Source organism: Pseudomonas sp. BF-RE-21 (assembly GCF_019947305.1).
Classification (GTDB): Bacteria; Pseudomonadota; Gammaproteobacteria; order Pseudomonadales; family Pseudomonadaceae; genus Aquipseudomonas; species Aquipseudomonas migulae.
On sequence record NZ_JAGYGF010000004.1, the window covers coordinates 237,952 to 263,567 of the forward strand.

The 25,616-nt window shown below is 59.8% G+C and carries 19 protein-coding genes and 1 pseudogene; 5 read left to right on the plus strand and 15 right to left on the minus strand.

Features of this window, described 5'->3' with window-relative positions; genetic code table 11:
* Nucleotides 1-26 precede the first annotated feature (26 nt).
* The 3 genes and pseudogenes from KGB25_RS05420 to cobA all read left to right on the plus strand — a co-directional run.
* A pseudogene (locus KGB25_RS05420) lies at nt 27-1,226 on the plus strand (NAD(P)/FAD-dependent oxidoreductase); the annotation flags it as partial.
* 20 nt (nt 1,227-1,246) lie between these two features.
* Nucleotides 1,247-3,964, plus strand: coding sequence for a nitrate reductase (locus KGB25_RS05425; protein ID WP_223434514.1), 2,718 nt, complete (start codon nt 1,247-1,249; stop codon nt 3,962-3,964).
* A gap of 10 nt (nt 3,965-3,974) precedes the next feature.
* Nucleotides 3,975-4,745: a uroporphyrinogen-III C-methyltransferase gene (gene cobA, locus KGB25_RS05430; protein WP_223434515.1), complete on the plus strand. Its 771-nt coding sequence runs from the start codon at nt 3,975-3,977 to the stop codon at nt 4,743-4,745.
* A 125-nt stretch (nt 4,746-4,870) separates the two neighbouring features.
* Here cobA and KGB25_RS05440 read toward each other — a convergent pair whose 3' ends face one another.
* The 8 genes from KGB25_RS05440 to ppsA all read right to left on the minus strand — a co-directional run bounded on the left by KGB25_RS05440 (nt 4,871) and on the right by ppsA (nt 12,992).
* Complete coding sequence (locus tag KGB25_RS05440) at nt 4,871-5,905, minus strand: OmpA family protein (protein ID WP_008027405.1); 1,035 nt, start codon at nt 5,903-5,905, stop codon at nt 4,871-4,873.
* 107 nt (nt 5,906-6,012) lie between these two features.
* Nucleotides 6,013-6,603 (minus strand): RNA polymerase sigma factor SigX, encoded by a 591-nt coding sequence (sigX, locus tag KGB25_RS05445; protein WP_017337463.1) that lies wholly within the window; start codon nt 6,601-6,603, stop codon nt 6,013-6,015.
* 86 nt (nt 6,604-6,689) lie between these two features.
* The gene (locus tag KGB25_RS05450) at nt 6,690-7,514 is read right to left on the minus strand and encodes a mechanosensitive ion channel family protein (protein ID WP_008027407.1); all 825 of its coding nucleotides are present in this window, start codon (nt 7,512-7,514) and stop codon (nt 6,690-6,692) included.
* A 2-nt stretch (nt 7,515-7,516) separates the two neighbouring features.
* Nucleotides 7,517-7,765 (minus strand): hypothetical protein, encoded by a 249-nt coding sequence (locus tag KGB25_RS05455; RefSeq protein ID WP_007944521.1) that lies wholly within the window; start codon nt 7,763-7,765, stop codon nt 7,517-7,519.
* Nucleotides 7,766-7,828: 63 nt separating this feature from the next.
* Nucleotides 7,829-8,824: a zinc transporter ZntB gene (locus KGB25_RS05460; RefSeq protein ID WP_008027409.1), complete on the minus strand. Its 996-nt coding sequence runs from the start codon at nt 8,822-8,824 to the stop codon at nt 7,829-7,831.
* Between the two features lie 26 nt (nt 8,825-8,850).
* Entirely contained in the window at nt 8,851-9,342 is a 492-nt protein-coding gene (gene rraA, locus KGB25_RS05465; RefSeq protein WP_008037775.1) for a ribonuclease E activity regulator RraA, read from the minus strand.
* A gap of 121 nt (nt 9,343-9,463) precedes the next feature.
* Entirely contained in the window at nt 9,464-10,453 is a 990-nt protein-coding gene (locus KGB25_RS05470) for an alpha/beta fold hydrolase (RefSeq protein ID WP_032832384.1), read from the minus strand.
* Between the two features lie 163 nt (nt 10,454-10,616).
* Entirely contained in the window at nt 10,617-12,992 is a 2,376-nt protein-coding gene (gene ppsA / locus KGB25_RS05475) for a phosphoenolpyruvate synthase (RefSeq protein ID WP_008027416.1), read from the minus strand.
* A gap of 174 nt (nt 12,993-13,166) precedes the next feature.
* Between ppsA and KGB25_RS05480 the strand changes: the two genes are divergently transcribed.
* Nucleotides 13,167-13,985 carry a pyruvate, water dikinase regulatory protein gene (locus KGB25_RS05480; protein ID WP_008027418.1) on the plus strand — a complete coding sequence of 273 codons (819 nt, stop codon included), beginning with the start codon at nt 13,167-13,169 and terminating at the stop codon, nt 13,983-13,985.
* 105 nt (nt 13,986-14,090) lie between these two features.
* Here KGB25_RS05480 and KGB25_RS05485 read toward each other — a convergent pair whose 3' ends face one another.
* Nucleotides 14,091-15,500: a PLP-dependent aminotransferase family protein gene (locus KGB25_RS05485; protein ID WP_223434517.1), complete on the minus strand. Its 1,410-nt coding sequence runs from the start codon at nt 15,498-15,500 to the stop codon at nt 14,091-14,093.
* A 94-nt stretch (nt 15,501-15,594) separates the two neighbouring features.
* On the opposite strand from KGB25_RS05485, the gene KGB25_RS05490 reads away from it, so the two are divergent.
* Nucleotides 15,595-16,533 (plus strand): DMT family transporter, encoded by a 939-nt coding sequence (locus KGB25_RS05490; RefSeq protein ID WP_008036822.1) that lies wholly within the window; start codon nt 15,595-15,597, stop codon nt 16,531-16,533.
* Between the two features lie 78 nt (nt 16,534-16,611).
* Here KGB25_RS05490 and prpD read toward each other — a convergent pair whose 3' ends face one another.
* From prpD to KGB25_RS05520, 6 genes are all read right to left on the minus strand, one after another.
* Entirely contained in the window at nt 16,612-18,096 is a 1,485-nt protein-coding gene (gene prpD, locus KGB25_RS05495) for a 2-methylcitrate dehydratase (protein WP_223434519.1), read from the minus strand.
* Between the two features lie 182 nt (nt 18,097-18,278).
* Nucleotides 18,279-19,469 (minus strand): 2-methylaconitate cis-trans isomerase PrpF, encoded by a 1,191-nt coding sequence (prpF, locus tag KGB25_RS05500; protein WP_223434520.1) that lies wholly within the window; start codon nt 19,467-19,469, stop codon nt 18,279-18,281.
* Between the two features lie 56 nt (nt 19,470-19,525).
* Complete coding sequence (acnD, locus tag KGB25_RS05505) at nt 19,526-22,123, minus strand: Fe/S-dependent 2-methylisocitrate dehydratase AcnD (protein WP_223434522.1); 2,598 nt, start codon at nt 22,121-22,123, stop codon at nt 19,526-19,528.
* A 193-nt stretch (nt 22,124-22,316) separates the two neighbouring features.
* Entirely contained in the window at nt 22,317-23,444 is a 1,128-nt protein-coding gene (gene prpC, locus KGB25_RS05510) for a 2-methylcitrate synthase (protein ID WP_008027431.1), read from the minus strand.
* Nucleotides 23,445-23,580: 136 nt separating this feature from the next.
* The gene (gene prpB / locus KGB25_RS05515) at nt 23,581-24,471 is read right to left on the minus strand and encodes a methylisocitrate lyase (protein WP_008027432.1); all 891 of its coding nucleotides are present in this window, start codon (nt 24,469-24,471) and stop codon (nt 23,581-23,583) included.
* Nucleotides 24,468-25,187, minus strand: coding sequence for a GntR family transcriptional regulator (locus tag KGB25_RS05520; RefSeq protein WP_177318157.1), 720 nt, complete (start codon nt 25,185-25,187; stop codon nt 24,468-24,470). Before KGB25_RS05520 ends, prpB begins: the two co-directional genes overlap by 4 nt.
* Between the last annotated feature and the right edge of the window lie 429 nt (nt 25,188-25,616).

Here is a 25,616-nt window from a genome sequence, read left to right on the forward strand (position 1 = left end):
CGGGTCCGAGCTCCCCGGAGAACCTGATGAAAAAACTAAAACTGGTGATGATCGGCAACGGCATGGCCGGGGTTCGCACCCTGGAAGAGCTGCTCAAGCTGAGCAACGAGCTGTACGACATCACGGTCTTCGGTGCCGAACCCCATACCAACTACAACCGCATCCTGCTGTCGCCGGTACTGGCCGGCGAGCAAACCTTCGAAGAGATCGCGCTCAACGACCTGGACTGGTACCTGGACAACAACATCAAGTTGCTGCTCAACCGCAGAGTCGTAGAGATCGACCGGATCAAACGTCGGGTCATCGCCGACGACGGCACCGAGGCCGAATACGACCGCCTACTGATTGCCACCGGCTCGACCCCGTTCATCCTGCCGATCCCGGGCAACACGTTGCACGGCGTGATCGGCTACCGCGACATCGCCGACACCCAAGCCATGATCAACACCGCAAAAACCCACAAGCACGCGGTGGTCATCGGTGGCGGCCTGCTCGGTCTGGAAGCGGCCAATGGCCTGATGCTGCGCGGCATGCACGTCACTGTGGTGCACAACGGTGAATGGCTGTTGGAGCGGCAACTGGACAGCGTCAGCGGCCGCTTGCTGCAAACCGCGCTTGAGGACCGTGGCCTGCACTTTCGCCTGTGCGAGCAAACCCAGGCCCTGCACGATGCCGGCAATGGCCGGGTCGGCTCGGTCGAGTTCAAGAACGGCGACCGCATCCCCGCCGACCTGGTGGTGATGGCCGCCGGCATCCGCCCTGCGACCGAACTCGCGGAACGCTCCGGGCTCCCGTGCAACCGCGGGATTCTGGTCAACGACACCCTGCAAACCTACGACCCACGGGTTTACGCCATCGGCGAATGCGCCAGCCATCGCGGTATCGCCTACGGCCTGGTGGCGCCGCTGTTCGAACAGGCCAAGGTCTGCGCCAACCATCTCGCACAGCTTGGCTTCGCCAGCTACAAAGGCTCGGTGACCTCGACCAAATTGAAAGTCACCGGCATCGACCTGTTCTCCGCCGGCGATTTCATGGGCGGCGAAGGCACCGAAACCATCACCCTTTCCGACCCTATCGGCGGGATCTACAAAAAACTGGTGATCAAGGATGACGTGCTGGTCGGGGCCTGCCTGTACGGCGACACGGCCGATGGCGGTTGGTATTTCCGGCAGATTCGCGAGAACCGGAATATCGACGAAATCCGCAATCACCTGATGTTTGGTGAAACCATGCGGGAAGCCAGCTGATGAACAGCCAGATCACCGCCTCCACCTGTTGCTACTGCGGGGTCGGCTGCGGCGTGCTGATCGAGCATGACGGCGAGCGCATCCTCGGCGTCAGCGGCGATCCGGCCCACCCGGCCAACTTCGGCAAGCTGTGCAGCAAGGGCTCGACCCTGCACTTGACCGGCGACCTCGCGGCCCGAGCGCTGTACCCGGAACTGCGCCTGGGCAAAGGCCTGGCCCGCAGCCGCACCGACTGGGACACCGCCCTCGATCACGCCGCCAGCGTGTTCGCCGAAACCATCGCCGAACATGGTCCGGACAGCGTGGCGTTTTACATCTCCGGGCAGTTACTGACCGAGGACTACTACAGTTTCAACAAACTGGCGCGAGCGTTGGTCGGCACCAACAACATCGACAGCAATTCGCGCCTGTGCATGTCATCGGCAGTGGTCGGCTACAAGCGCAGCCTCGGTGCCGACGCACCGCCATGCAGTTACGAAGACCTTGAGACAAGCGACTGCGTGATGATCGTCGGCAGTAACATGGCCTACGCCCACCCGGTCCTGTTTCGTCGCCTGGAAGAGGCCAAATCCCGCCGACCACAGATGAAAGTCATCGTCATCGACCCTCGTCGTACGGATACCTGCGACTTGGCTGACCTACATCTGGCGATTCTTCCCGGCACCGATGTCGCCTTGTTCCATGGGATTTTGTACCTGCTGCTGTGGGAAGGCTGGATCGACCGCGACTTCATCGAGACCCACACCGAAGGCCTGGCTGAACTGAAAAACCTGGTGCGCGACTACACGCCTCCAATGGTCTCGCAGCTGTGCGGGATCAGCGTTGAGCAACTGCAGCAATGCGCCGAGTGGGTCGGCACCTCGCCAAGCTTTCTGTCGCTGTGGTGCATGGGACTGAACCAGTCCACCGCCGGCAGTGCGAAAAACAGTGCGCTGATCAACCTGCACCTGGCCACCGGACAAATCGGCCGTCCCGGCGCAGGACCTTTCTCCCTGACCGGTCAGCCGAATGCCATGGGAGGTCGCGAAACCGGCAGCCTGTCGAACCTGCTGCCAGGCCATCGCGAAGCGGCCAATGCCGAGCATCGCGCAGAAGTCGCAGCCTACTGGGGCGTGGATCAACTGCCGGCAAACACCGGGCTCACAGCAATCGAATTGTTCGAGCAGGTTCGTAACGGAACCATCAAAGCCCTGTGGATCGCCTGCACCAACCCCGCGCAATCGATGCCGGACCAGAGCGCCGTGCGCGAGGCGCTGCAAGCCTGCCCGTTCGTGGTGTTGCAGGAAGCCTTTCGCACCACCGAAACCGCCGCGTTCGCCGATCTGCTGCTGCCTGCTGCCAGTTGGGGTGAAAAAGACGGCACGGTGACCAACTCCGAACGGCGGATTTCCCACGTTCGCCGGGCGATTGTCGCCCCCGGAGAAACGCGTTCCGACTGGGCAATTACAGTGGATTTCGCACAGCGCCTGGAAAAATACCTGCGTCCCGGACAACCCAGTCTGTTTGCGTTCGACACCCCGGCGCAGGTCTTCGATGAGTACAAACTCCTGACGCGCGACCGGGATCTGGACTTGTCCGGTATCAGTCATGAGCTGATTGATCGTCTCGGTCCACAGCAATGGCCGTTTCCCGCCGGCGCCCGTGAAGGTACGGCCCGACTGTATCGGGACGGAATTTTCCCGACCGCCAACGGGCGTGCCCGGTTCGTGGCCGATCCGTACCTTGCCGCCAAGGAACAGCGCGATGGGCAATTCCCGCTGACCCTGATCACCGGCCGCCTGCGCGATCAATGGCACGGCATGAGCCGCACCGGCACTGCCGCGCAGTTGTTCGGTCATGTCAGCGAAGCCGTGCTGAGCCTGCACCCGGATGAATTGCATCGCCATGGGCTGCAACCGGGAGAACTGGTCAGTTTGAAAAGCCGTCGCGGCGCGGTGATTGTCGCCGTCGGCAGCGATGACAGCGTGCGTCCGGGCCAGGCGTTTCTGCCGATGCACTGGGGCGACCGGTTCCTGAAGGGCGGGGTCAATGCGCTCACCCAACCGGCATTCGATCCGTTGTCGAAACAACCGGAACTCAAACACAGCGGCGTACGAATCGACCCCGTGCATTTGCCCTGGAACCTTTTCGTACTGATTGAGGGCGATGTTCAACAGCATTTTGAGACACTACGACCACTCTGTGAGGCGTTTTCCTACGTCAGCCTCAGCCTCACCGGTCGTGAGCGCCCTGCGCTGCTCATACGCGCTGCCAGCGCCACAGCGCCAGATCCGCAATTGTTATGCGAAATCGACCACTGCCTTGGGCTCAATGAAGGGCCGGTCCTGGCGTACGACGACCCACGGCGCGCCATCGGCAAACGGGTGCGGATCGAGCATGGCCGGATCACCGCGATTCGCCTGGCCGGTGAAACCCTGGCACAGCACTGGCTGCAGGACCTTTGGCAAGAAGGTCGCGCCGATGAACAACTGCGGCGCTGGCTGCTTGCACCACTGAGCGCACCACCGGGCAACGCCACCACATCGGTTGCCGGCACTAAAACCCTGTGCAACTGCAAAAACGTCAGCCAAGGCGCGGTCTGTGCCGGCATCCGTCGAGGCCTGGATTTGCAGGGGTTGAAACAGGAATTGGGCTGCGGCACGCAATGCGGCTCGTGCGTCCCGGAAATCAAGCGTTTGCTGGCCGCCACGGCGCAGCCGATCGCCGTCATCTCGTGAGGAAAACACTATGAACGCAAAAGTCTGGCTGGTGGGTGCGGGTCCTGGTGACCCGGAATTGCTGACCCTCAAAGCCGTCAGGGCGTTGAGCGAAGCGGATGTGGTGCTGATCGACGACCTGGTGAATGGCGCCGTGCTGGAACATTGCCCGCAGGCGCGGATCATTCCGGTGGGCAAGCGCGGTGGCTGTCGCTCGACGCCTCAGGCGTTCATTCATCGATTGATGCTGCGTTATGCCCGCCACGGTAAATGCGTGGTGCGGCTCAAGGGTGGCGATCCGTGCATTTTTGGGCGGGGCGGTGAAGAAGCGCAGTGGCTGCGCGAACGCGGGGTCGACGTGGAGCTGGTCAATGGCATCACCGCCGGGCTGGCCGGTGCGACGCAATGCGATATTCCGCTGACCCTGCGGGGCGTGGCGCGCGGCGTGACGCTGGTCACCGCCCACACTCAGGATGGCAGCAGCCTGAATTGGCAAGCCCTGGCGCAAAGTGGCACAACGCTGGTGGTGTACATGGGCGTGGCGAAGCTCAGTGAAATTCGCGAGCAGTTGCTGGCCGGAGGGATGGCGGCGGATACGCCGGTGGCGATGATTGAAAACGCTTCCCTGCCGCATCAACGGGAATGTCGGAGCGATCTGACAGCGATGGAGGAAGATGCCTGCGCCTTTGAGCTGAAAAGCCCGGCGATTCTGGTGATCGGTGCGGTGGCTGCACGCCATGAAACCTGTAGGAGCCAGCTCGCTGGCGAAGAATTTGAGATCACCGCAGGGTGTCAGGCTTAAAGCGTCATCGTTGACGACCATCGCCGGCAAGCCGGCTCCTACAGGGGGCCGGTGATTCGAAAACCCAAATCGCAGGCAAAGAAAAGCCCGGCCTAAGCCGGGCTTTTCTCAGAGCTGCGGGCTAATTACTTAGCTTGAGCTTCAACCTGCGCTTCTACGCGACGGTTTACAGCGCGGCCAGCGTCAGTTTTGTTGTCAGCAACTGGGCGGGATTCGCCGTAGCCAACAGACTGAACGCGGGACGATTCAACACCGTACTGGTTGGTCAGAACTTGCTTAACGGCGTTTGCACGACGCTCGGACAGTTTCTGGTTGTAAGCGTCAGGACCGACGTTGTCAGTGTGACCTTCAACAGTAGTGGTGGTGGATGGGTACTGCTTCATGAAGTCAGCCAGGTTCTTGATGTCGCCGTAGCTGTTGGTTTTAACAACAGATTTGTCGAAATCGAACTTAACGTCCAGCTCAACACGAACGACTTCGGCAACTGCTGGGCAGCCATCAGCGTCAACAGTTACGTTGGCTGGGGTGTCCGGGCACTTGTCAACGTTGTCGCAAACGCCATCGTTGTCGCTGTCGGAGCAGACTTCAGCTGGTGCTGGAACTGGAGCAGCTGCAGGCTTGGAGCCGCCACCGAAGTTCACACCGATACCGACGCTTGGAGCCCACTCGGTGTCACCTTGGTCGATGTTGTACTGAGCTTCAACGCCGGCACGGGCGTAGAAATTGTCAGTGAAGTACAGCTTGGCACCGCCGCCAACGTTGGCGAAGGTGGAACCGTTACGACCACCGCGATCGTTCTGACCGATGCTCTGATCGGAGAAGCCGGCCGAAACGTACGGACGCAGCATGTCGCCTGGGTTGTTGAAGTGGTACAGAGCGTCCAGGGCAGTGTTGGAGCCCTTGATGTTCTTGCCCGACTCGCTACGAACGTTGTGCACTTCGTCGTAGCCCAGACGCAGTTCAACGTCGTCGGTCAGGAAGTAACCAACCGAACCACCGAACAGGTTGCCGTCGTTTTTGAAATCGCGCTGGCTATCGTAATACTCTTTCTTTGCAAAGCCTTCGATTTCAACTGCGCCTTGGCCTTGTGCCAATGCGCCGAACGAAGTGGCCGCAATAAGAGAACCAATGGCCAAGCCCAAGGTGTTTTTCAGTTTCATCCGTTAAATCCCCATCTGGTGATTGTGAAGCAGTCCCGCAAACCGGGGGACAACTCGGCGGCAAGTCTATCAGAACTTGCCTACACGTAAGAGATATTTGCGCCGAACTAAGTTTCAGCAATGCCTGCAAATTTCTCACGCAATTTGTCTAGAGCGCGTTTGTAACGCATTTTTGTCGCACTCAAACCCATGTGCATGATGTCTGCGATCTCCTGAAACTCTAGCTCTGCGACAAATCGTAGCACCAGAATTTCACGGTCAATCGGGTTCACATACACTAGCCAGCGATCAAGCCCGCCCTTCTCCTCGGGTTTCGGCGCCTTTTCTTCAGACGCTTCCTCGAGGGGGTCCAGACTCAATGCGTCCATCAAGCGACGCTTTCGCCGTTCTTTCCGATACTGTGTGATGCACTCGTTGTACGTGATGCTATATAGCCATGTCTTGAACTTCGATTTACCTTCGAAGTTCTTCAAGCCATACAACACCTTCAACATCACTTCCTGACAGACATCGTCTGCATCGCGATCGTTCCCAAGATATCGTGCACAAACGTTAAATAATGTTCGTTGGTAACGGCGCATCAATTCTTCATAGGCGCGCGTTACGTGAAACAGCTCGGTATGCGAGCGCGCGACCAACTCCTCATCAGAGAGCTCGCGGGGGTCGTAGCGCGTGGAGAGCGATTGAGCTTTATTCAAAACAAGTCTGGCCGACAGTCAGGTCAATGTCCGCCGCAGCCCTTCAGGGCATTTTGCGGCGGCATACATTAGCAGGGTTTGCCGGGTTAGCGGCTACTCACATGCTGCTCCAGGAGAATCCGATTAGAGAGAGAGACTAGCTCACCCTCATCGGTCAGCAATGTGGTCTTAACCGTGCCGATCTCTTCGATCTGACCTTCGACCTCGCCAACACGCACTTGTTGCCCAACCTGATACAACTCACGCACATAGATTCCCGCAAGAATCTGACCGGCAATTTCCCGGCTTCCCAACCCCATGGCCAGCGCTACCGCCAGACCAACGGTAATCAAAACAATCACAATCACATGGTTGAGCAGGTCAGTCTTGACCTCCAACTGGCTGATTGCGACCGAAATACTGATGATAATCACCAGGCCCTGGGCAATTCGCCCCAGCCCGGCGGCGTAATCCAGCCCTACGCCCTCTGCCGCACCTCGCACCAGCCCATTGGCCAGTTGTGCCAGCAAAACACCTACCAGCAGCACCAGCGCGGCGCCAAACACTTTCGGCAAATACAGCGCAAGCATGTCCAGCGTAGCCGAAACTCGCTCAAGTCCAAGCGATTCTGCTGCAGAAACCAGAAAAATCAGCAAAACGAACCAATAGACAATTTTGCCTATCAGCGTCGAAATCGGCACTTGAAGGCCGGCCCGGGACAGCAATTTTGTCAGACCGGTGCCACCCATCAAGCGGTCGAGACCGAGCTTGGCGAGCAACTTGGACAGCAAAGTATCCAAAAGTTTCGCCACGACGAAACCCAACAGCAGCACGACCAGTGCGCCGAACAGGTTCGGAATGAAATTCGCAACCTTGGTCCATAACGCAGTCATTGCAGTGACGAGGCTCTGAGTCCAGAGATCAAGTTCCATATTCAATCAGCCTTATCAGCAGTGCGAACGGTAGGTTTACGGTGACGGGAAACCGGCGAGACGTGAGCCGATCCGTTGTTCAAGGCAATCATCAGCGCGGGCAACCAGCGGCCCAGCAGGCTGAACAGATCGCCGGCGCCGACCTGGCGGTTGGCGGTTTTCAGGACGCGCCCAAGACACGCATCGTCGTCGCGGGTGGACGGCGAAGCGTTCAGCATGTCACGCAAAGACTGTTCAAACGGATCGTGCATACGCACCTCTCGTGATGTCTGTGAAAGACGCGGTCAAATTTACCCGGGTCACATGGCGCATCGTCATACCCAGCGCAAACGTCGGAATAACCACCACTGCCCCAGTGCCACCGAGATCATCATCAGGCAGGCAATCAGGAAGCCATACGGGCTGGCAGAGAACGGAATACCGCCGACGTTGATACCCAAAAGACCGGTCAGAAAACTCATCGGCAAAAAGATTCCGGTGATGATCCCGAAGCGGTACATCGTGCGATTCATACGCACGCTCAAACGTCTGTCCTCGGCCTCGAGGACCAGCCCCACCCGCTCCCGGGTCAATTCCAGCTCTTCGAGATAGCGGGTCAGGCTGTTGTTCAATTCGTTCCAGTAGTCGCCGTCATCTTCGACAAACCAGGGTAGTTTTATCCGGGTCAGTTGTCCGAAAATATCCCGCTGCGGTGCCAGGAAACGTTTCAGCGCAGCAGCCCTGCGACGGATCTGCAAAATGGAGTCATGCTCGGGTGAATACCGTTCGTCGGCATCCAGTTTTTCTTCTTCCTCATCGACCACTTCCGAGAGGCAACTGACCAGATCCTGCACTTTGTTGGTGAGGTACTGGGCCATATAAAGGATCAGTTCGGAGGCGGTCTTCGGCCCCTTGCCTTCCGCGAGCTGCACCAGCAACTCGTCGGTGGCGCGCAATGGACGCAGGCGCAGGGAAATAACCCGCTGTGCCGAGGCGAAGATCCGCACCGAGACCATGTCTTCCGGCTCGGCCCCGGGGTTGAGGTTGACCCCACGCAAAAATAGCAGCAGTTCGCTGTCGGAAAGCTGTAGAAGACGCGGACGGGTGTTCTCTTCCAGCAGCAGATCACAGCTGAATTCGCTCAGACCGCTGGATTTGCGCAGCCAGGTCTGGGTTTGCGGGTGACTGCGATCCCAGTGCAGCCACAGGCTTTCATGGGCCTGAAGCTGCAAGTCATCGAGTTCAGTCCGGGCTATCGAACGCGCGCCGCCTTTACCATCCAGCACCAGGGCATGCACCAGCCCCCACTGCGCGTTTTCTTCCTCGAACATCCTCACCCCTTCGGTTGGCGCAACGCTTATTCAGGCATCTTCAGCGGGCTTGGCGAGATGATCACGCCATTATTGTCCGCATAAATGTATTCGCCTGGACGGAACGTCACACCGGCAAACGTCACCACAACGTTGAGGTCGCCAATGCCACGTTTGTCGGTTTTCATCGGGTGACTGGCCAGGGCCTGAACGCCCAGATCAGTCTGCGCGATGACATCGACGTCGCGGATGCACCCGTAGATCACCATCCCTTCCCAACCGTTTTTAGCGGCTTTCTCGGCGATCATGTCGCCCAGCAGCGCGCGACGCAGGGAACCGCCACCATCGACCACCAACACCTTGCCATTACCCTTGAGTTCGGCTTGCTCCTTGACCAGCGAGTTGTCTTCGAAGCACTTGATGGTCACGATTTCGCCGCCGAAGGAATCACGGCCGCCGAAATTGCTGAACATCGGTTCCAGCACCTGCACCAGTTCCGGATAGGCGTCGCACAGGTCAGGCGTGAGGTAATGGTTCATCGAGAAACTCCTGTAAAGAGGAAGACAATCGAGGATGTCGCAAAGTGACCAGAAAAGCTCAATGCGTCATATCTTAGCCGCAAGCCGATCAGAGCGGAATGCCCTTGATAGAGCATCGGGCTCAGACTGCCGAGGCCAAATCCGCTTTTTCACCGAGCAAAGGCGTGTGCTGGTCCGACAGCCAACGCGCCACCAACGGCCAGACTTCGGCTTGAGCGGCTTTGCTGACCAACATTTCCACGTGACCAAAATTGTCGCCAAAGCCCTGCTCACGGCCAAGGTTGATGAATTGCTTGTGCTCTGAACCGATCTGATCAAACAACTTGCGGCACGCCCACGCTGGATCCTGATGATCGCTGACGGCACTCACAGCCAACACCGGGCTCTGAACGTCAGCCAATCCGGCCCACCAATCCTTGTCGGCATCACCAAAACGCCCGAACAGGCCATACCAGCGCATGCTTTCCAGGGCCAGGCCAATCGGCTCGTCCTCCGGGCCGCGCTTGAGCCGTGAACCGGACAGTTGGGCGAAACGCTTGAGAATGAAGCGCCCGCTCCACTCCACCGGCGGAATTTTCAACGGCCAATAGGTGCGGCTGACTTGCGTACCGAAGAATGCCGCAGACGCGACGACCGGTTCACCGATGTACCCGCCACCCAAGGCTGCCGCCAGGGTAATGCCACCCAGCGAGTGACCGATCCAGTGCGGAACCTGGCCGCTCTGCTCGCGCACGAACGCGCCAATGGCCGGCAGATCGTAACGAGCGTAGTCGGCGACGCGGTTCTTGCGATAGTTCTGATTGCGCTGGGACAGGCCATGACCGCGCATTTCCGCGATCCACACATCGAATCCCAGACGCGCCAGATAGGCGCCCAGCCCCAGACCTTTAGGGGAGAACCAGAAGCGCCGATTGGAAAAACTGCCGTGCAACAGAATCACCGGCACACCACCGTGCGCGGGTGCGTCTGCCATGCCCAGACGGGTCACGGCCAGCTCCACGGTGCCGTCAGGGCTGTTGCCGGGTTTCAAACGATAGACGTCTTCGCTCAGATCACCGCGCCGCTCGGCGCTGATCAGGGCGACAGGAAATAGGTTGCTGCTGCTTTGCATAGTCTCTTGCACAAAAAAGGGCGGCATCCAGAGGAGCCCGCCCTACTTCAATCTCTTAAAACGGCCACCCCCTGTAGGAGCACAGCTTGCTGGCGATGGCGATTTTGAAGACGCCATCGCGGGCAAGCCTTGCTCCTACAGTGAGCGAGCCGTTCCCACACCATCAAGCCGAAGCTTGACCTTCAGCCAGGAAGAACCAGGTTTCCAGTACGGAATCGGGGTTCAACGAAACGCTTTCGATGCCCTGCTCCATCAGCCACTTGGCCAGATCAGGGTGGTCCGAAGGACCCTGACCGCAGATACCGATGTACTTGCCCGCCTTGTTGCACGCAGCAATGGCGTTCGCCAGCAGCTTCTTGACCGCAGGGTTACGCTCGTCGAACAGGTGAGCGATGATCCCGGAGTCACGGTCCAGGCCCAGCGTCAGCTGAGTCAGGTCGTTGGAGCCGATGGAGAAACCGTCGAAGAACTCAAGGAATTCTTCCGCCAGAATCGCGTTGGACGGCAGTTCGCACATCATGATCACGCGCAGACCGTTGTCGCCACGGGCCAGACCGTTTTCGGCCAGCAGGTCGACAACCTGGCTCGCTTCGCCCAGGGTACGGACGAACGGCACCATGATCTCAACGTTGGTCAGGCCCATCTCGTTGCGCACGCGCTTGAGGGCGCGGCATTCGAGTTCGAAGCAGTCACGGAACGATTCGCTGATGTAACGCGAGGCGCCACGGAAGCCCAGCATCGGGTTTTCTTCTTCCGGCTCGTAAAGCTTGCCGCCGATCAGGTTCGCGTATTCGTTGGACTTGAAGTCCGACAGACGCACGATGACCTTTTTCGGATAAAACGCAGCCGCCAGCGTGCTGATGCCTTCGACCAGTTTCTCGACGTAGAAGCCGACCGGATCGTTGTAACCGGCGATGCGCTTGTCGACGCTGTCCTTGATTTCCTGCGGCAGGCCGTCGTAGTTCAACAGCGCTTTAGGGTGCACACCGATCATGCGGTTGATGATGAATTCCAGACGGGCCAGGCCCACACCGGCGTTCGGCAGTTGCGCGAAGTCGAAGGCGCGGTCCGGGTTGCCGACGTTCATCATGATCTTGAACGGCAGATCCGGCATGGCATCCACGGAGTTCTTCTTGATGTCGAAGCCCAGCTCACCTTCGAAGATGTAACCGGTGTCGCCTTCCGCACAGGAAACGGTCACGCCCTGGCCGTCTTTCAGCAGTTGGGTGGCGTTGCCGCAACCGACCACGGCCGGAATGCCCAGTTCGCGAGCGATGATCGCCGCGTGGCAGGTACGACCGCCACGGTTGGTGACGATGGCGCTGGCGCGCTTCATGACCGGTTCCCAATCCGGGTCGGTCATGTCGGAAACCAGCACGTCGCCTGGCTGGACTTTGTCCATCTCGGACACGTCCTTGATGATCCGCACTTTGCCGGCGCCGATGCGCTGGCCGATGGCGCGACCTTCAACCAGCACGGTGCCGGTTTCTTTCAACAGGTAACGTTCCATGACGTTGGCCTGGGTGCGGCTCTTCACGGTTTCAGGACGGGCCTGAACGATGTAGAGCTTGCCGTCGTCGCCGTCTTTGGCCCATTCGATGTCCATCGGGCACTGGTAGTGCTTCTCGATGATCATCGCTTGCTTGGCCAGTTCGCTGACTTCGGCGTCGCTCAGGCAGAAACGTGCGCGATCGGCCTTGTCGACGTCGATGGTCTTGACCGACTTGCCGGCCGTGGCGACTTCGCCGTAGATCATCTTGATGGCTTTGCTGCCCAGGTTGCGACGCAGGATGGCCGGACGACCGGCGGCCAGCGTGCCTTTGTGGACGTAGAACTCATCCGGGTTCACCGCGCCTTGTACGACGGTTTCACCCAGGCCGTAGGCGCCGGTGATGAACACCACGTCACGGAAGCCCGATTCGGTATCGAGGGTGAACATCACGCCGGCAGTGCCGGTTTCGGAGCGGACCATGCGCTGCACGCCAGCCGACAGGGCGACCAGCTTGTGGTCGAAGCCCTGGTGCACGCGGTAGGAGATCGCACGGTCGTTGAACAGCGAAGCGAACACCTCTTTGGCGGCGCGAATGACGTTTTCGACACCACGGATGTTCAGGAAGGTTTCCTGCTGACCGGCGAAGGAAGCGTCCGGCAGGTCTTCGGCGGTAGCGGAAGAGCGCACGGCCACGGCCATGTCAGGGTTACCGGCCGACAGCGTGGCGAACGCGGTGCGGATCTCGGTGTTGAGCTTCTCGGGGAACTCGGCTTCCATGATCCATTGACGGATCTGGGCGCCGGTCTTGGCCAGGGCGTTGACATCATCGACGTCCAGGGCGTCGAGGGCGGCGTGGATCTGATCGTTCAAGCCGCTCAGTTCCAGAAAATCACGATAAGCCTGAGCTGTCGTGGCGAAGCCACCGGGCACCGATACACCGGCACCTGCAAGGTTACTGATCATCTCGCCCAGGGATGCGTTCTTGCCCCCCACATGCTCAACATCGTGTTTGCCGAGCTTATCGAGGGAAACTACGTACTCTACCAAGGTGATCTCTCCACTAACTGTGTTGGAAAAGCTCAGAAGCCGGCGCTCGAAAGGAGCATTTGCCGGCTGTATGGCCTGGACCTGGAAAATAAGTGAGAATGCGGGCCACTCGAGGCCGGCAAACCGCGCCTATCATATCCAAGATTCGTCACTAGCTTAAGGCCCAAGGTGCAAATGAAACGATCTGCTTTCTTTATCTCCGATGGCACCGGCATTACCGCCGAAACCCTGGGTCAAAGCCTCCTGGCGCAGTTCGAAAACATTACCTTCAGCAAATTCACGCGGCCGTACATCGACAACGTGGATAAAGCGCGGGCCATGGTACAACAAATCAACAAGGCCGCCGAAACCGACGGCTTCCGGCCGATCATATTCGACACCATCGTCAACCAGGACATTCGTGAGATCCTCGCGACGTCCAATGGTTTCATGATCGACATTTTCTCGACTTTCCTGGCACCGCTTGAACAGGAACTGACCGAGCATTCTTCCTACACTGTCGGCAAGTCTCACTCTATCGGTGGCAACTCCAATTACATGGAACGCATCGAGGCGGTGAACTTCGCCCTCGACAACGACGACGGTGCGCGCACGCATTATTACGACAAGGCCGACCTGATCCTAGTGGGGGTGTCGCGTTGTGGTAAGACGCCGACGTGCCTGTACATGGCAATGCAATTCGGCATCCGCGCGGCCAACTATCCGCTGACCGAAGACGACATGGAGCGCCTGACGCTGCCAAACGCCCTGCGCGCCCACCAGCACAAGTTGTTCGGACTGACCATCGACCCGGACCGCCTGACCGCGATCCGCAACGAACGCAAGCCCAACAGCCGCTATTCGAGCTACGCGCAGTGCGAGTTTGAAGTGCGCGAAGTGGAGAATCTGTTCCGCCGCGAGAATATTGCGCACATCAACTCCACGCATTTTTCGGTGGAAGAGATTTCGGCGAAGATTCTAGTGGAGAAAGGTGTGGAGCGGCGGTTCAAGTAGTTATTCAGCGTCTGCCAGGCCGCCATCGCGAGCAGGCTCGCTCCCACATAGGTTTTGTGAACGCCGCAAATCCACTGTGGGAGCGAGCCTGCTCGCGATGAACGATTACACGGTCTCTGTTAATGCCCCGACCAACGCTTCAAACCCTCGAATCAACAATCCATCATCCCCCGCCGAATTACACACACTCGCCCGAATGAACTGCGGCACCGCCCCATGCCCGACCGCAAACGCCTCGGCGGTGGCGACCAGGTAATTGTTCTCCTTGAGCTCCGCCGCAATCTGCGACGCCCGCCACGGCTCGGGCACTTCGATCCAGAAGTGCGGGCTGTCGGGATGGGTTTTGTACACCACGCCCTCCAACACCCCACTGACCAACGCCTTGCGCCGACCGATCTCGATAATCTGCTGAGCCAGCAACTGCGCCGCACTACCGTTTTCGATCCAAAGGCTCGCCACCTCCAGCGCCAACGGACTGGCCATCCAGCACGTTCCGCGTACCGCCGCGCTCAAGCGCCCGATCAACGGTTGCGGCGCATGCAGATAACCGACGCGCAACCCCGCCGAAACCGCTTTGCTCAGGCTGCCGATCAACACCGAGCGCTCCGGGGCGAAATAACTCAAGGGTAACGGTCGCTGCCGAGCCAACACCGCGTGGGCTTCATCCTCAAAGATCAGCAGATTGTGCTGCCGACAGACCTCGGCAATCGCCTCACGCCGTGGGACGGACATCACCGCCGCCGTAGGATTCTGGATCGTCGGCGTGCAGTACAGCGCCGACACACGATGGTTGCGGCAAACGTCTTCCAGCGCATCCGGCATCAGCCCTTCGTCATCCATCGCGACGCCGATCAGTTTGATCCCAAGCATGCGTGCAACGCTGATCAACCCCGGGTAAGTCAGGTGCTCCGTGACCACGGTATCGCCCGCCTTGAGCAACCCCATCAAGGCACACAACAGACCGTGCTGGCCGCCGTTCACGCATACGACCTGCTCGGCATCCGGCACAAATTGCAGGTGCCGTAACCAGTGCGCACCCGCTGCACGATGGCGTAGCGATCCGGCATCGGCGGTGTAGCCGCTGATGCTGTGCAAGGCATCGGGATCGTGCGCCAACGCCTGCAAGCTCTGGCTTAAAAACAGTGCTTCCTGCCCCGGAATCGGTTGATTACGGCTCATGTCGAAACATGCCTGCGGCTCGTCGCTGACATTGCGAAAGCCAGCATCGCGCTGACGTTCCATCCCGCGCTGACGCACGTAAGTGCCATCTCCTACGCGAGCGACCACCCGTCCTACGCGCTCGAGCTCGCCGTAAGCACGGCTGACGGTGCCGATGGTCACGCCGAGGCTGTCGGCCAACAGCCGATGCGGTGGCAGTTTGCAGCCGGGCTCGATCACGCCTTCAACGATCGCTTTTTCCACGGCGTCCGCCAGGCGCTTGTACTTCACGCCCAGTCCGTTGACGAGCCCGTCGCGCAGGATTGACACCATGGCAATACTTACTTTGACACTCATTTCAGTCCCGAATAGCGTGCTTTAAGCAGGTTCAATCAGGGATAGACCTTTTGCAGATGCAGGTCAATTCCGACAACAAAAAAGGAACTCGATCATGTCCATCGCTCTCAGCGCGAATTCAAGCACTGGAAAACCCTGGTTAGCCGCGCTGATCACCAGCGTCCTTTTTCTGATCGTGTGCCTGAGCTGGGGAACGACATGGCTCGGGATCAAGATTGCGGTTGAAACGGTGCCACCGCTGACGGCCGCCGGGCTGCGGTTCCTGATCGCCTTTCCGTTGTTCCTTGTTTTCGCCCTCATCCGTCGTGAGCCGTTGATGTTCCCCAAGGAAAGCCGCTGGTTTTTCCTGTTCGTGACGCTGTCGTATTTCAGCCTGCCGTATTACTTGCTCAATTACGGCGAGATGCATGTTTCGTCCGGGCTCACGGCCCTGTTGTTCAGTTGCATGCCGGTGTTCATCCTGGTGTTTTCCGCGCTGTTTCTGCGAGAAAAAATCTACCCGTCACAAGTGCTCGGCATTGCCATCGGCTTCGGCAGTCTGTTCATGATTATTCGCAGCCAGGGATTGCATCTGGACCACGCTGAACTGTTCGGCGTGCTGGCGATTCTCTGTGCGGCGGTGATGCATGCGTTGTGTTACGTGGTGACCAAGAAACACGGCTCGGCGATCAGCGTCATTACCTACAACACGCTGCCGATCGGCATTGCGGGCTTGATGCTGTTTGTCGCGGGGCTGAATGTCGAAGCGCCGGTGTTCGATGGGATCAGCCTGCGTTCCTGGGGCGCCCTGCTCTATCTTGGGCTGGTGGCGTCGGTGGGTGGGTTTATCGTTTATTTTTTGCTGCTCAAGCGCTTGAGCCCGATCATTTTGTCGTTTGTGTTCATCATTTTTCCGGTGTTCGCGGTGGTGATCGGCGCTTGGTATGAGGGGCAAAGCCTTTCGCGAGAGTTGATGATCTATTCGGCGATCTTGTTGACCGGGTTTGCGATCACCAAACTGCCGCTGGAAAAATGGCTGACACGGAACCTGTAGGAGCCAGGCTTGCCGGCGAAGGCGTATTCAAGGACGCCTTCGCCGGCAAGCCTGGCTCCTACAGGTTTGTGCATGCAATCAGATGACGAACAGGTCCATGAAGCGGTTCACCGGTGTGGCTTCAAGCGCTGCCTGATCCTTGCACAAGGCAAAAATCTCGGCACTGCGCTGGCCGGTGAAGCGTGTCGCCAGGTTGGCTTTGAACTTGTCTTCCAGCAACGGAATGCCATCGGTGCGGCGACGGCGATGGCCGATCGGGTATTCCACCACCACGTTCTCGGTGCTGGAGCCGTCCTTGAAAAACACCTGAATCGCGTTGGCGATCGAGCGTTTGTCAGCCTCCAGGTATTCGTGGGTGAAGCGCGGGTCTTCGACGATGACCATTTTCTCGCGCAGCACATCGATGATCGGGTGCGCCGCGTGGAACTCGTCTTCGTATTGCTCGGCCACCAGATTGCCGAACGCCAGCGGCACCGCGGCCATGTATTGGAGGCAATGATCGCGGTCCGCCGCATTGGCCAGCGGGCCGACCTTGGAGATGATGCGGATCGCCGACTCGTGGGTGGTGATGACGATTTTGTCGATTTCGTGCAGGCGATTCCTGACTTGCGGGTGCAAGGTGACGGCGGCTTCGCAGGCGGTTTGTGCGTGGAATTCGGCCGGGAAGCTGATCTTGAACAGCACGTTTTCCATCACGTAACTGCCGTACGGTCGGGAAAAACTGAACACACGTTTGCCTTCAGGCTTGAGCGCCAGGTCGTTGTTGCTGTGGCTGAACAATACGTCGTAGAAGCCCCACTGTTTGGCGGTCAATACGCCGGGGATGCCCATCTCGCCACGCATCGCGATGTCGGCCAGACGCACGCCCCGGCTGGAGGCATCGCCCGCCGCCCAGGATTTGCGCGACCCGGCATTCGGTGCATGCCGATACGTGCGCAACGCCTGACCATCGGCGAAAGCATGGGACAACGCCGACAGCAACTGCTCGCGATTGGCGCCCATGAGTTTGGCGGTGACGGCGGTCGAGGCGACTTTCACCAGGATGACGTGATCAAGGCCTATACGGTTGAAGGAGTTTTCCAGCGCAATCACGCCTTGAATCTCGTGGGCCATGATCATCGCTTCGAGTACGGCGCGAACAGTCAGCGGCGCATCGCCATTGGCCAGGCGCTTCTGCGACAGGTGATCGGCCACCGCAAGAATGCCCCCGAGGTTATCGGAGGGATGTCCCCATTCCGCGGCGAGCCAGGTGTCGTTGTAGTCGAGCCAGCGCACGATGCAGCCGATGTCCCAGGCAGCCTTGACCGGATCGAGACGGTAGCGGGTGCCCGGCACGCGAGCGCCGAACGGCACGACGGTGCCTTCGACAATCGGGCCAAGGTGCTTGGTGCATTCGGGGAAGCGCAAGGCCAGGAGGCCGCAGCCCAAAGTATCCATCAGACAATTGCGGGCAGTGTCGAGGGCTTCTCTGGATTCGATTTTGAAGTTGAGGACGTAGTCGGCAATGTCCTGCAGGACCGTGTCGTAGTCGGGGCGGTTGTTCAGGTCGACGTTGGTGCTCATGTTCGATTCACTCGTAAAGTGGTTCGTTGATGGGACCTCGGTTCAGGTAAATCACATTCTTATAATTGAAATGCGGTCCCCTGTAGGAGCCGGCTTGCCGGCGATAGCGGTGGGTCAGCGATACATGTATCGCCTGAAAGGACGCCATCGCCGGCAAGCCGGCTCCTACAAGGGATATCGGGTTAGAAGGCGTCGCCAGGTATGCGCACGAAGCCTTCCATCAGCACCCGCGCACTGCGGCTCATGATGGCTTTGTTGACGGTCCACTCGCCGTTCACCTGGCTGGCTTCAGCGCCTACGCGCAACGTGCCGGACGGATGGCCGAAGCGCACAGCGTTGCGTTCGACACCACCCGCTGCAAGGTTTACCAGCGTGCCGGAAATGGCGGCAGCAGTGCCGATAGCCACCGCAGCAGTCCCCATCATCGCGTGGTGCAACTTGCCCATCGACAACGCACGCACCAGCAAGTCGACGTCACCCGCAGCAATCGCTTTACCGCTGGAGGCAACGTAATCCGCCGGTTTGGCCACGAAGGCAACCTTGGGCGTGTGCTGACGCTTGGCCGCTTCGTCCAGTGACTTGATCAGCCCCATGCGCAACGCGCCATACGCACGAATGGTCTCGAACATCGCCAGCGCTTTCGGATCACCGTTGATGGCGCCCTGCAACTCGGTGCCGGTGTAACCGATGTCTTCGGCATTGACGAAGATGGTCGGAATGCCCGCATTGATCATGGTCGCCTTGAAGGTCCCGACGCCGGGCACTTCGAGGTCATCCACCAGGTTGCCGGTCGGAAACATCGAACCACCGCCGCCCTCTTCTTCTGCCGCCGGGTCCATGAATTCGACCTGCACTTCGGCCGCCGGAAAGGTCACGCCGTCGAGTTCGAAATCACCGGTTTCCTGCACTTCACTGTTGGTGATCGGCACGTGGGCGATGATGGTCTTGCCGATATTGGCCTGCCACACGCGCACCACCGCCACACCGTTGTGCGGAATGCGGCTGGCATCGACCAGCCCGTTGCTGATGGCGAACGAACCGACCGCTGCGGACAGGTTGCCGCAGTTGCCGCTCCAGTCGACGAAAGGTTTGTCGATGGATACCTGACCGAACAGGTAATCGACATCGTGATCAGCCTTGATGCTTTTCGACAGGATCACGGTTTTGCTGGTGCTGGAGGTCGCGCCGCCCATGCCGTCGATTTGCTTGTCGTACGGGTCGGGACTGCCAATCACCCGCAACAACAAGGCATCGCGTGCCGGGCCTGGAACCTGCGCCGCTTCGGGCAAGTCTTTCAGGCTGAAAAACACGCCTTTGCTGGTGCCGCCACGCATGTAGGTGGCGGGGATTTTGATTTGAGGTGCGTGAGCCATTGGTGCTCCTTCAAAGCGGACACGGAATCTGAAACTCCGTGCCCGCACAGCATGTTTTAGACGGCGACGGCCGATTCTTCGAGGAAGTCCTGGGCGAAGCGTTGCAGCACGCCACCGGCCTCGTAGATCGACACCTCTTCGGCGGTGTCGAGACGGCAGGTGACCGGCACCTCGACGCGCTCGCCGTTCTTGCGATGGATCACCAGCGTCAGCTCGGCGCGCGGCGTGCGATCACCGATCACGTCGTAGGTTTCGCTGCCGTCGATGGCCAGGGTGTGGCGGTTGGTGCCCGGCTTGAACTCCAGCGGCAACACGCCCATGCCCACCAGGTTGGTGCGGTGGATGCGCTCGAAACCTTCGGCGGCAATCGCTTCCACACCGGCCAGACGCACGCCTTTGGCCGCCCAGTCGCGGGACGAACCCTGACCGTAGTCGGCGCCGGCAATGATGATCAGCGGCTGCTTGCGCTCCATGTAGGTTTCGATGGCTTCCCACATGCGCATGACCTTGCCTTCCGGCTCGACGCGGGCCAGCGAACCCTGCTTGACCTTGCCGTTTTCCTGGACCATTTCGTTGAACAGTTTCGGGTTGGCGAAGGTGGCGCGTTGCGCGGTCAGGTGGTCACCGCGGTGCGTGGCGTAGGAGTTGAAGTCCTCTTCCGGCAGGCCCATTTTTGCCAGGTATTCGCCGGCGGCGCTGTCGAGCATGATCGCGTTCGACGGCGACAGGTGATCGGTGGTGATGTTGTCCGGCAGCACCGCCAGCGGGCGCATGCCCTTGAGCGGACGCGCACCGGCCAGCGCACCTTCCCAGTACGGCGGACGGCGGATGTAGGTGCTCATCTCGCGCCAGTCGTACAACGGCGTCACTTTCGGGCCGGTGTCTTCGTGGATGGCGAACATCGGAATGTAGACCTGACGGAACTGCTCCGGCTTCACCGAGGCTTTCACCACCGCATCGATTTCTTCATCGCTCGGCCAGATGTCTTTCAGGCGGATTTCCTTGCCGTTCGCATCCAGGCCCAGCACATCTTTTTCGATGTCGAAACGGATGGTGCCGGCGATGGCGTACGCGACCACCAACGGCGGCGAAGCGAGGAACGCTTGCTTGGCGTACGGGTGAATCCGGCCATCGAAGTTGCGGTTGCCGGAGAGTACGGCCGTGGCGTACAGGTCGCGGTCGATGATCTCTTGCTGGATCACCGGATCGAGCGCGCCGGACATGCCGTTGCAAGTGGTGCAAGCGAAAGCCACGACGCCGAAACCGAGCTGTTCCAGTTCGTCAGTCAGGCCCGCTTCATCGAGGTACAAGGCTACGGTTTTCGAGCCCGGTGCCAGGGACGATTTGACCCACGGTTTGCGGGTCAACCCGAGCTTGTTGGCGTTGCGCGCCAGCAGGCCGGCAGCGATCACGTTGCGCGGGTTGCTGGTGTTGGTGCAGCTGGTGATGGCGGCGATGATCACCGCGCCGTCCGGCATCTGGCCGGGCACGTCGTCCCACTGGCCGGAGATGCCTTGCGCGGCCAGATCGGAGGTGGCGACGCGGGCGTGCGGGTTGCTCGGGCCGGCCATGTTGCGCACCACCGAGGACAGGTTGAAGGTCAAGCCGCGCTCATATTGCGCGCCCTTCAGGCTGTCGGCCCACAGGCCCGTGGTCTTGGCGTAGTTCTCGACCAACTGCACCTGCTCGTCTTCGCGACCGGTGAGTTTGAGGTAGTCGATGGTCTGCTGGTCGATGTAGAACATCGCCGCCGTGGCGCCGTATTCAGGGGCCATGTTGGAGATGGTTGCGCGGTCGCCGAGGGTCAGCGCGGAAGCGCCTTCGCCGAAGAATTCCAGCCATGCGCCGACGACTTTTTGCTTGCGCAGGAACTCGGTCAGCGCCAGCACCATGTCGGTGGCGGTGATGCCTGGTTGCAGCTTGCCGGTCAGTTCGACGCCGACGCTTTCCGGCAGGCGCATCCACGATGCGCGGCCGAGCATCACGCTTTCCGCTTCGAGACCACCGACGCCGATGGCGATCACGCCCAGCGCATCGACGTGCGGGGTGTGGCTGTCGGTGCCGACGCAGGTGTCGGGGAACGCCACGCCGTCGCGCACCTGGATCACCGGCGACATTTTCTCCAGGTTGATCTGGTGCATGATCCCGTTGCCCGGCGGGATCACGTCAACGTTCTTGAAGGCTTTTTTGGTCCAGTTGATGAAGTGGAAACGGTCTTCGTTGCGACGGTCCTCGATGGCGCGGTTCTTCTCGAACGCCTGTGGATCGAAGCCACCGCGCTCGACGGCCAGCGAGTGATCGACGATCAGTTGCGTCGGCACCACCGGGTTCACTTGCGCCGGGTCGCCACCTTGCAAAGCGATGGCGTCACGCAGGCCGGCGAGGTCGACCAATGCGGTCTGGCCGAGGATGTCGTGACACACCACGCGAGCCGGGAACCATGGAAAATCGAGGTCGCGTTTGCGTTCGATGAATTGCTTCAGGGATTCGGTGAGCGTGGCCGGGTCGCAGCGACGCACCAGGTTTTCCGCCAGCACGCGGGAGGTGTACGGCAGAGTGTCGTAGGCGCCGGGCTGGATGGCTTCGACTGCCGCACGGACGTCGAAATAATCCAGATGGCTGCCGGGCAGCGGTTTACGGAATTCAGTGTTCATCGTCAGGACTCGGTCACGGTAATAACAAAAGGCGGGGCGGCACCAGAATTTGATTGGAAAACCGCCCCCCTGTAGGAGCGAAGCTTGCTCGCGAAAGCGGTGTACCAGTCGACATTGATTTGGAATGTCAGACCGCCTTCGCGAGCAAGCTTCGCTCCTACAAGGTTCACGGCTCGGTGCCCGCCCCCACCATTCAGCGTTGTTCGATTGGCACGAACTTGCGCTGTTCGACGCCGGTGTATTCGGCGCTCGGGCGGATGATGCGGTTGTTGGCACGTTGTTCGAACACATGCGCCGCCCAGCCGGTCAGGCGCGAGCAGACGAAAATCGGTGTGAACAACTTGGTCGGGATGCCCATGAAGTGGTACGTCGACGCATGGTAGAAGTCGGCATTGGGGAACAGTTTTTTCTGCTCCCACATGGTCTTGTCGATGGCTTCGGAAACCGGGAACAAGACGGTGTCACCCACCTCTTCAGCGAGCTTCTTCGACCAACCCTTGATCACCTCGTTGCGCGGATCGTTGTCCTTATAGATCGCGTGGCCGAAGCCCATGATCTTGTCCTTGCGCTCAAGCATGCCGAGGGTGCCTTTGATCGCCTCTTCCGGCGATTTGAAGCGCTCGATCATTTCCATCGCCGCTTCGTTGGCGCCGCCGTGCAGCGGACCGCGCAGGGAGCCGATGGCGGCGGTGATGCATGAGAACAGGTCGGACAAAGTCGATGCACACACCCGTGCGGTGAAGGTCGAGGCGTTGAATTCGTGTTCCGCGTAGAGGATCAGCGAAACGTTCATCACTTTGACGTGCAGCTCGCTCGGTTTCTTGTCGTGCAGCAGGTGCAGGAAGTGGCCGCCGATGGAGGGCTCGTCGCTCACGCAACTGATGCGTTTGCCGTCGTGGCTGAAGCGATACCAGTAGCACATGATCGCCGGGAACGCGGCCAGCAGGCGGTCGGTTTTGTCATGCTGCTCGGAGAAGTCTTTCTCTGGCTCGATGTTGCCCAGGAACGAGCAACCGGTGCGCATCACGTCCATCGGGTGGGCGTCGGCGGGGATGCGTTCCAGCACTTCTTTCAGCGCTTGCGGCAGGTCGCGCAGCTTGCCGAGTTTGCTCACGTAAGCGGCGAGTTGCGCCTGGGTCGGCAGTTCGCCGTACAGCAGCAGATAGGCCACTTCTTCGAATTGGGCGTCAGCCGCCAGTTCGCGAACGTCGTAGCCGCGATAGGTCAGGCCTGCGCCCGACTGGCCCACGGTGGACAGTGCGGTTTGCCCGGCAACCTGGCCACGGAGCCCGGCGCCACTGAGTACTTTTGCTTCGGCCATTGCTGTCTCCAGTTTTTGAATTTGTTAGGGAAACTTGTGGGAGCGAAGCTTGCTCGCGAAAGCGGTGTCTCAGACGACATTGATTTTGAATGTCAGTCCGTCTTCGCGAGCAAGCTTCGCTCCTACAGGGCTTTCATTACTTTTTAGCAGCGAACAACGCATCGAGCTTCTGCTCGAACGTGTGGTAGTCGATGCGATCGTAAAGCTCCATGCGCGTCTGCATGGTGTCGATCACGTTCTGTTGCGTACCGTCGCGGCGGATCGCGGTGTAGACGTTTTCCGCGGCCTTGTTCATGGCGCGGAACGCGGACAATGGGTATAGCACCAGCGACACATCGGCACCGGCCAACTGCTCGGTGGTGTACAGCGGCGTCGCGCCGAACTCGGTGATGTTGGCCAGGATCGGCGCTTTCACACGGCTGGCGAACAGCTTGTACATCTCCAGTTCGGTGATGGCTTCCGGGAAGATCATGTCGGCACCGGCCTCGATGCACGCCGCAGCGCGATCCAGTGCGGATTCCAGGCCTTCAACGGCCAGGGCGTCGGTGCGGGCCATGATCACGAAGCTGTCATCGGTGCGCGCATCAACAGCCGCCTTGATGCGGTCGACCATTTCCTGCTGCGAAACGATTTCTTTGTTAGGGCGGTGACCGCAGCGCTTGGCGCCGACCTGGTCTTCGATGTGAATCGCCGCCGCGCCGAACTTGATCATCGACTTGACGGTGCGCGCGACGTTGAACGCCGAGGAACCGAAACCGGTGTCCACGTCCACCAGCAACGGCAGGTCGCAGACGTCGGTGATGCGACGTACGTCGGTCAGCACGTCGTCCAGGCCGGTGATGCCCAGGTCCGGCACGCCGAGGGAGCCGGCAGCGACGCCGCCGCCCGACAAGTAAATAGCCTTGAAACCGGCGCGCTTGGCCAGCAACGCGTGGTTGGCGTTGATCGCGCCGACCACTTGCAGCGGATGTTCGCTGGCGACCGCATCGCGGAAACGCTGGCCTGGAGTGCTCTTGTTGGAACTCATGACTCACCTCGTTCAGTGGCTGTCGGGTTAGCGCCGTCCTGGTAGTGACGGGCGATATTGCGTTTGGAGGCGCCGATGTGACGGCGCATCAACAACTCGGCCAGTTCACCGTCACGGTCGGCGATGGCATCGAGAATCCGGTGGTGCTCGGCAAAGGCCTGGCGCGGGCGATTGGGCGTGGTGGAAAACTGGATGCGGTACATGCGCACCAGTTGATAAAGCTCGCCGCAGAGCATCTGCGTCAGGGTGCGGTTGCCGCTGCCCTGGATGATTCGGTAGTGGAAGTCGAAATCGCCTTCCTGCTGGTAGTAGCCGACACCGGCCTGAAACGCGGCGTCGCGCTCGTGGGTTTCGAGGACCCGGCGCAGTTCGTCGATTTCTTCGACCGTCATGCGTTCGGCGGCCAGGCGACAGGCCATGCCTTCGAGGGATTCGCGGATTTCGTAGAGTTCCAGCAGCTCCGCATGACTCAGGGAAACCACTCGTGCGCCGACGTGCGGCACGCGAACCAGCAGGCGCTGGCCTTCCAGACGGTGGATCGCTTCGCGCAACGGGCCGCGGCTGATGCCGTAGGTGCGCGCCAGTTCCGGTTCGGAGATTTTGCTGCCCGGGGCGATCTCGCCTTTGACGATGGCCGCCTGAATGCGCCGGAAGACGTTCTCGGAAAGTGTTTCCGAATCGTCTTGGGCAATGACTGGGGGATCGAGTTGATCCAGCATATTGTCGACACCTTGAAAGCTGATGCGGCAAAAACTAGCGAATAGCGGGGTAATAGTCAAAGGATAAATAGGTATTGTCGACAATCGTCTAATAACCTATCTGCTTTTTGTAGGAGCGAAGCTTGCTCGCGAAGGCTTTGTGTCAGGCGGTCGGTTTTTTGGGGGTGTACATATCCGTTACTGCGGTCACGGCTGCTTATGGTTTCGCTTTTACAGCGAGTCACTTTCGAAAAGCGCGAAAGTAACCAAAGCGCTTTTGCCCCTTTCGTTCGGTGCCTCGCTGTGGCTCGGCATGCCCTCGCTCCGGTCCTGCTCCGTGGGCCCGCCGCCATCGGCCATCCATGGCCGGGGGCGGCTAACCCGGCATCCATGCCGGGTTGCCCACTGCGCAGAACCTCCACTCGGCCTCTCGAGGGGGCGTGTACC

Excerpts from the sequence above, each read along its gene's own strand:
- rraA (WP_008037775.1), bottom strand. The coding sequence starts at position 9,342 with ATGAACCATTACCTCACGCCTGACCTGTGCGACGCCTATCCGGAACTG.
- acnD (WP_223434522.1), bottom strand. The coding sequence starts at position 22,123 with ATGAACACTGAATTCCGTAAACCGCTGCCCGGCAGCCATCTGGATTAT.
- KGB25_RS05480 (WP_008027418.1), top strand. The coding sequence starts at position 13,167 with ATGAAACGATCTGCTTTCTTTATCTCCGATGGCACCGGCATTACCGCC.
- cobA (WP_223434515.1), top strand. The coding sequence starts at position 3,975 with ATGAACGCAAAAGTCTGGCTGGTGGGTGCGGGTCCTGGTGACCCGGAA.
- KGB25_RS05490 (WP_008036822.1), top strand. The coding sequence starts at position 15,595 with ATGTCCATCGCTCTCAGCGCGAATTCAAGCACTGGAAAACCCTGGTTA.
- KGB25_RS05460 (WP_008027409.1), bottom strand. The coding sequence starts at position 8,824 with ATGTTCGAGGAAGAAAACGCGCAGTGGGGGCTGGTGCATGCCCTGGTG.
- KGB25_RS05425 (WP_223434514.1), top strand. The coding sequence starts at position 1,247 with ATGAACAGCCAGATCACCGCCTCCACCTGTTGCTACTGCGGGGTCGGC.
- KGB25_RS05450 (WP_008027407.1), bottom strand. The coding sequence starts at position 7,514 with ATGGAACTTGATCTCTGGACTCAGAGCCTCGTCACTGCAATGACTGCG.
- KGB25_RS05470 (WP_032832384.1), bottom strand. The coding sequence starts at position 10,453 with ATGCAAAGCAGCAGCAACCTATTTCCTGTCGCCCTGATCAGCGCCGAG.
- prpB (WP_008027432.1), bottom strand. The coding sequence starts at position 24,471 with ATGAGTTCCAACAAGAGCACTCCAGGCCAGCGTTTCCGCGATGCGGTC.
- prpD (WP_223434519.1), bottom strand. The coding sequence starts at position 18,096 with ATGAGCACCAACGTCGACCTGAACAACCGCCCCGACTACGACACGGTC.
- KGB25_RS05440 (WP_008027405.1), bottom strand. The coding sequence starts at position 5,905 with ATGAAACTGAAAAACACCTTGGGCTTGGCCATTGGTTCTCTTATTGCG.
- prpF (WP_223434520.1), bottom strand. The coding sequence starts at position 19,469 with ATGGCTCACGCACCTCAAATCAAAATCCCCGCCACCTACATGCGTGGC.
- prpC (WP_008027431.1), bottom strand. The coding sequence starts at position 23,444 with ATGGCCGAAGCAAAAGTACTCAGTGGCGCCGGGCTCCGTGGCCAGGTT.
- KGB25_RS05485 (WP_223434517.1), bottom strand. The coding sequence starts at position 15,500 with ATGAGTGTCAAAGTAAGTATTGCCATGGTGTCAATCCTGCGCGACGGG.
- KGB25_RS05455 (WP_007944521.1), bottom strand. The coding sequence starts at position 7,765 with ATGCACGATCCGTTTGAACAGTCTTTGCGTGACATGCTGAACGCTTCG.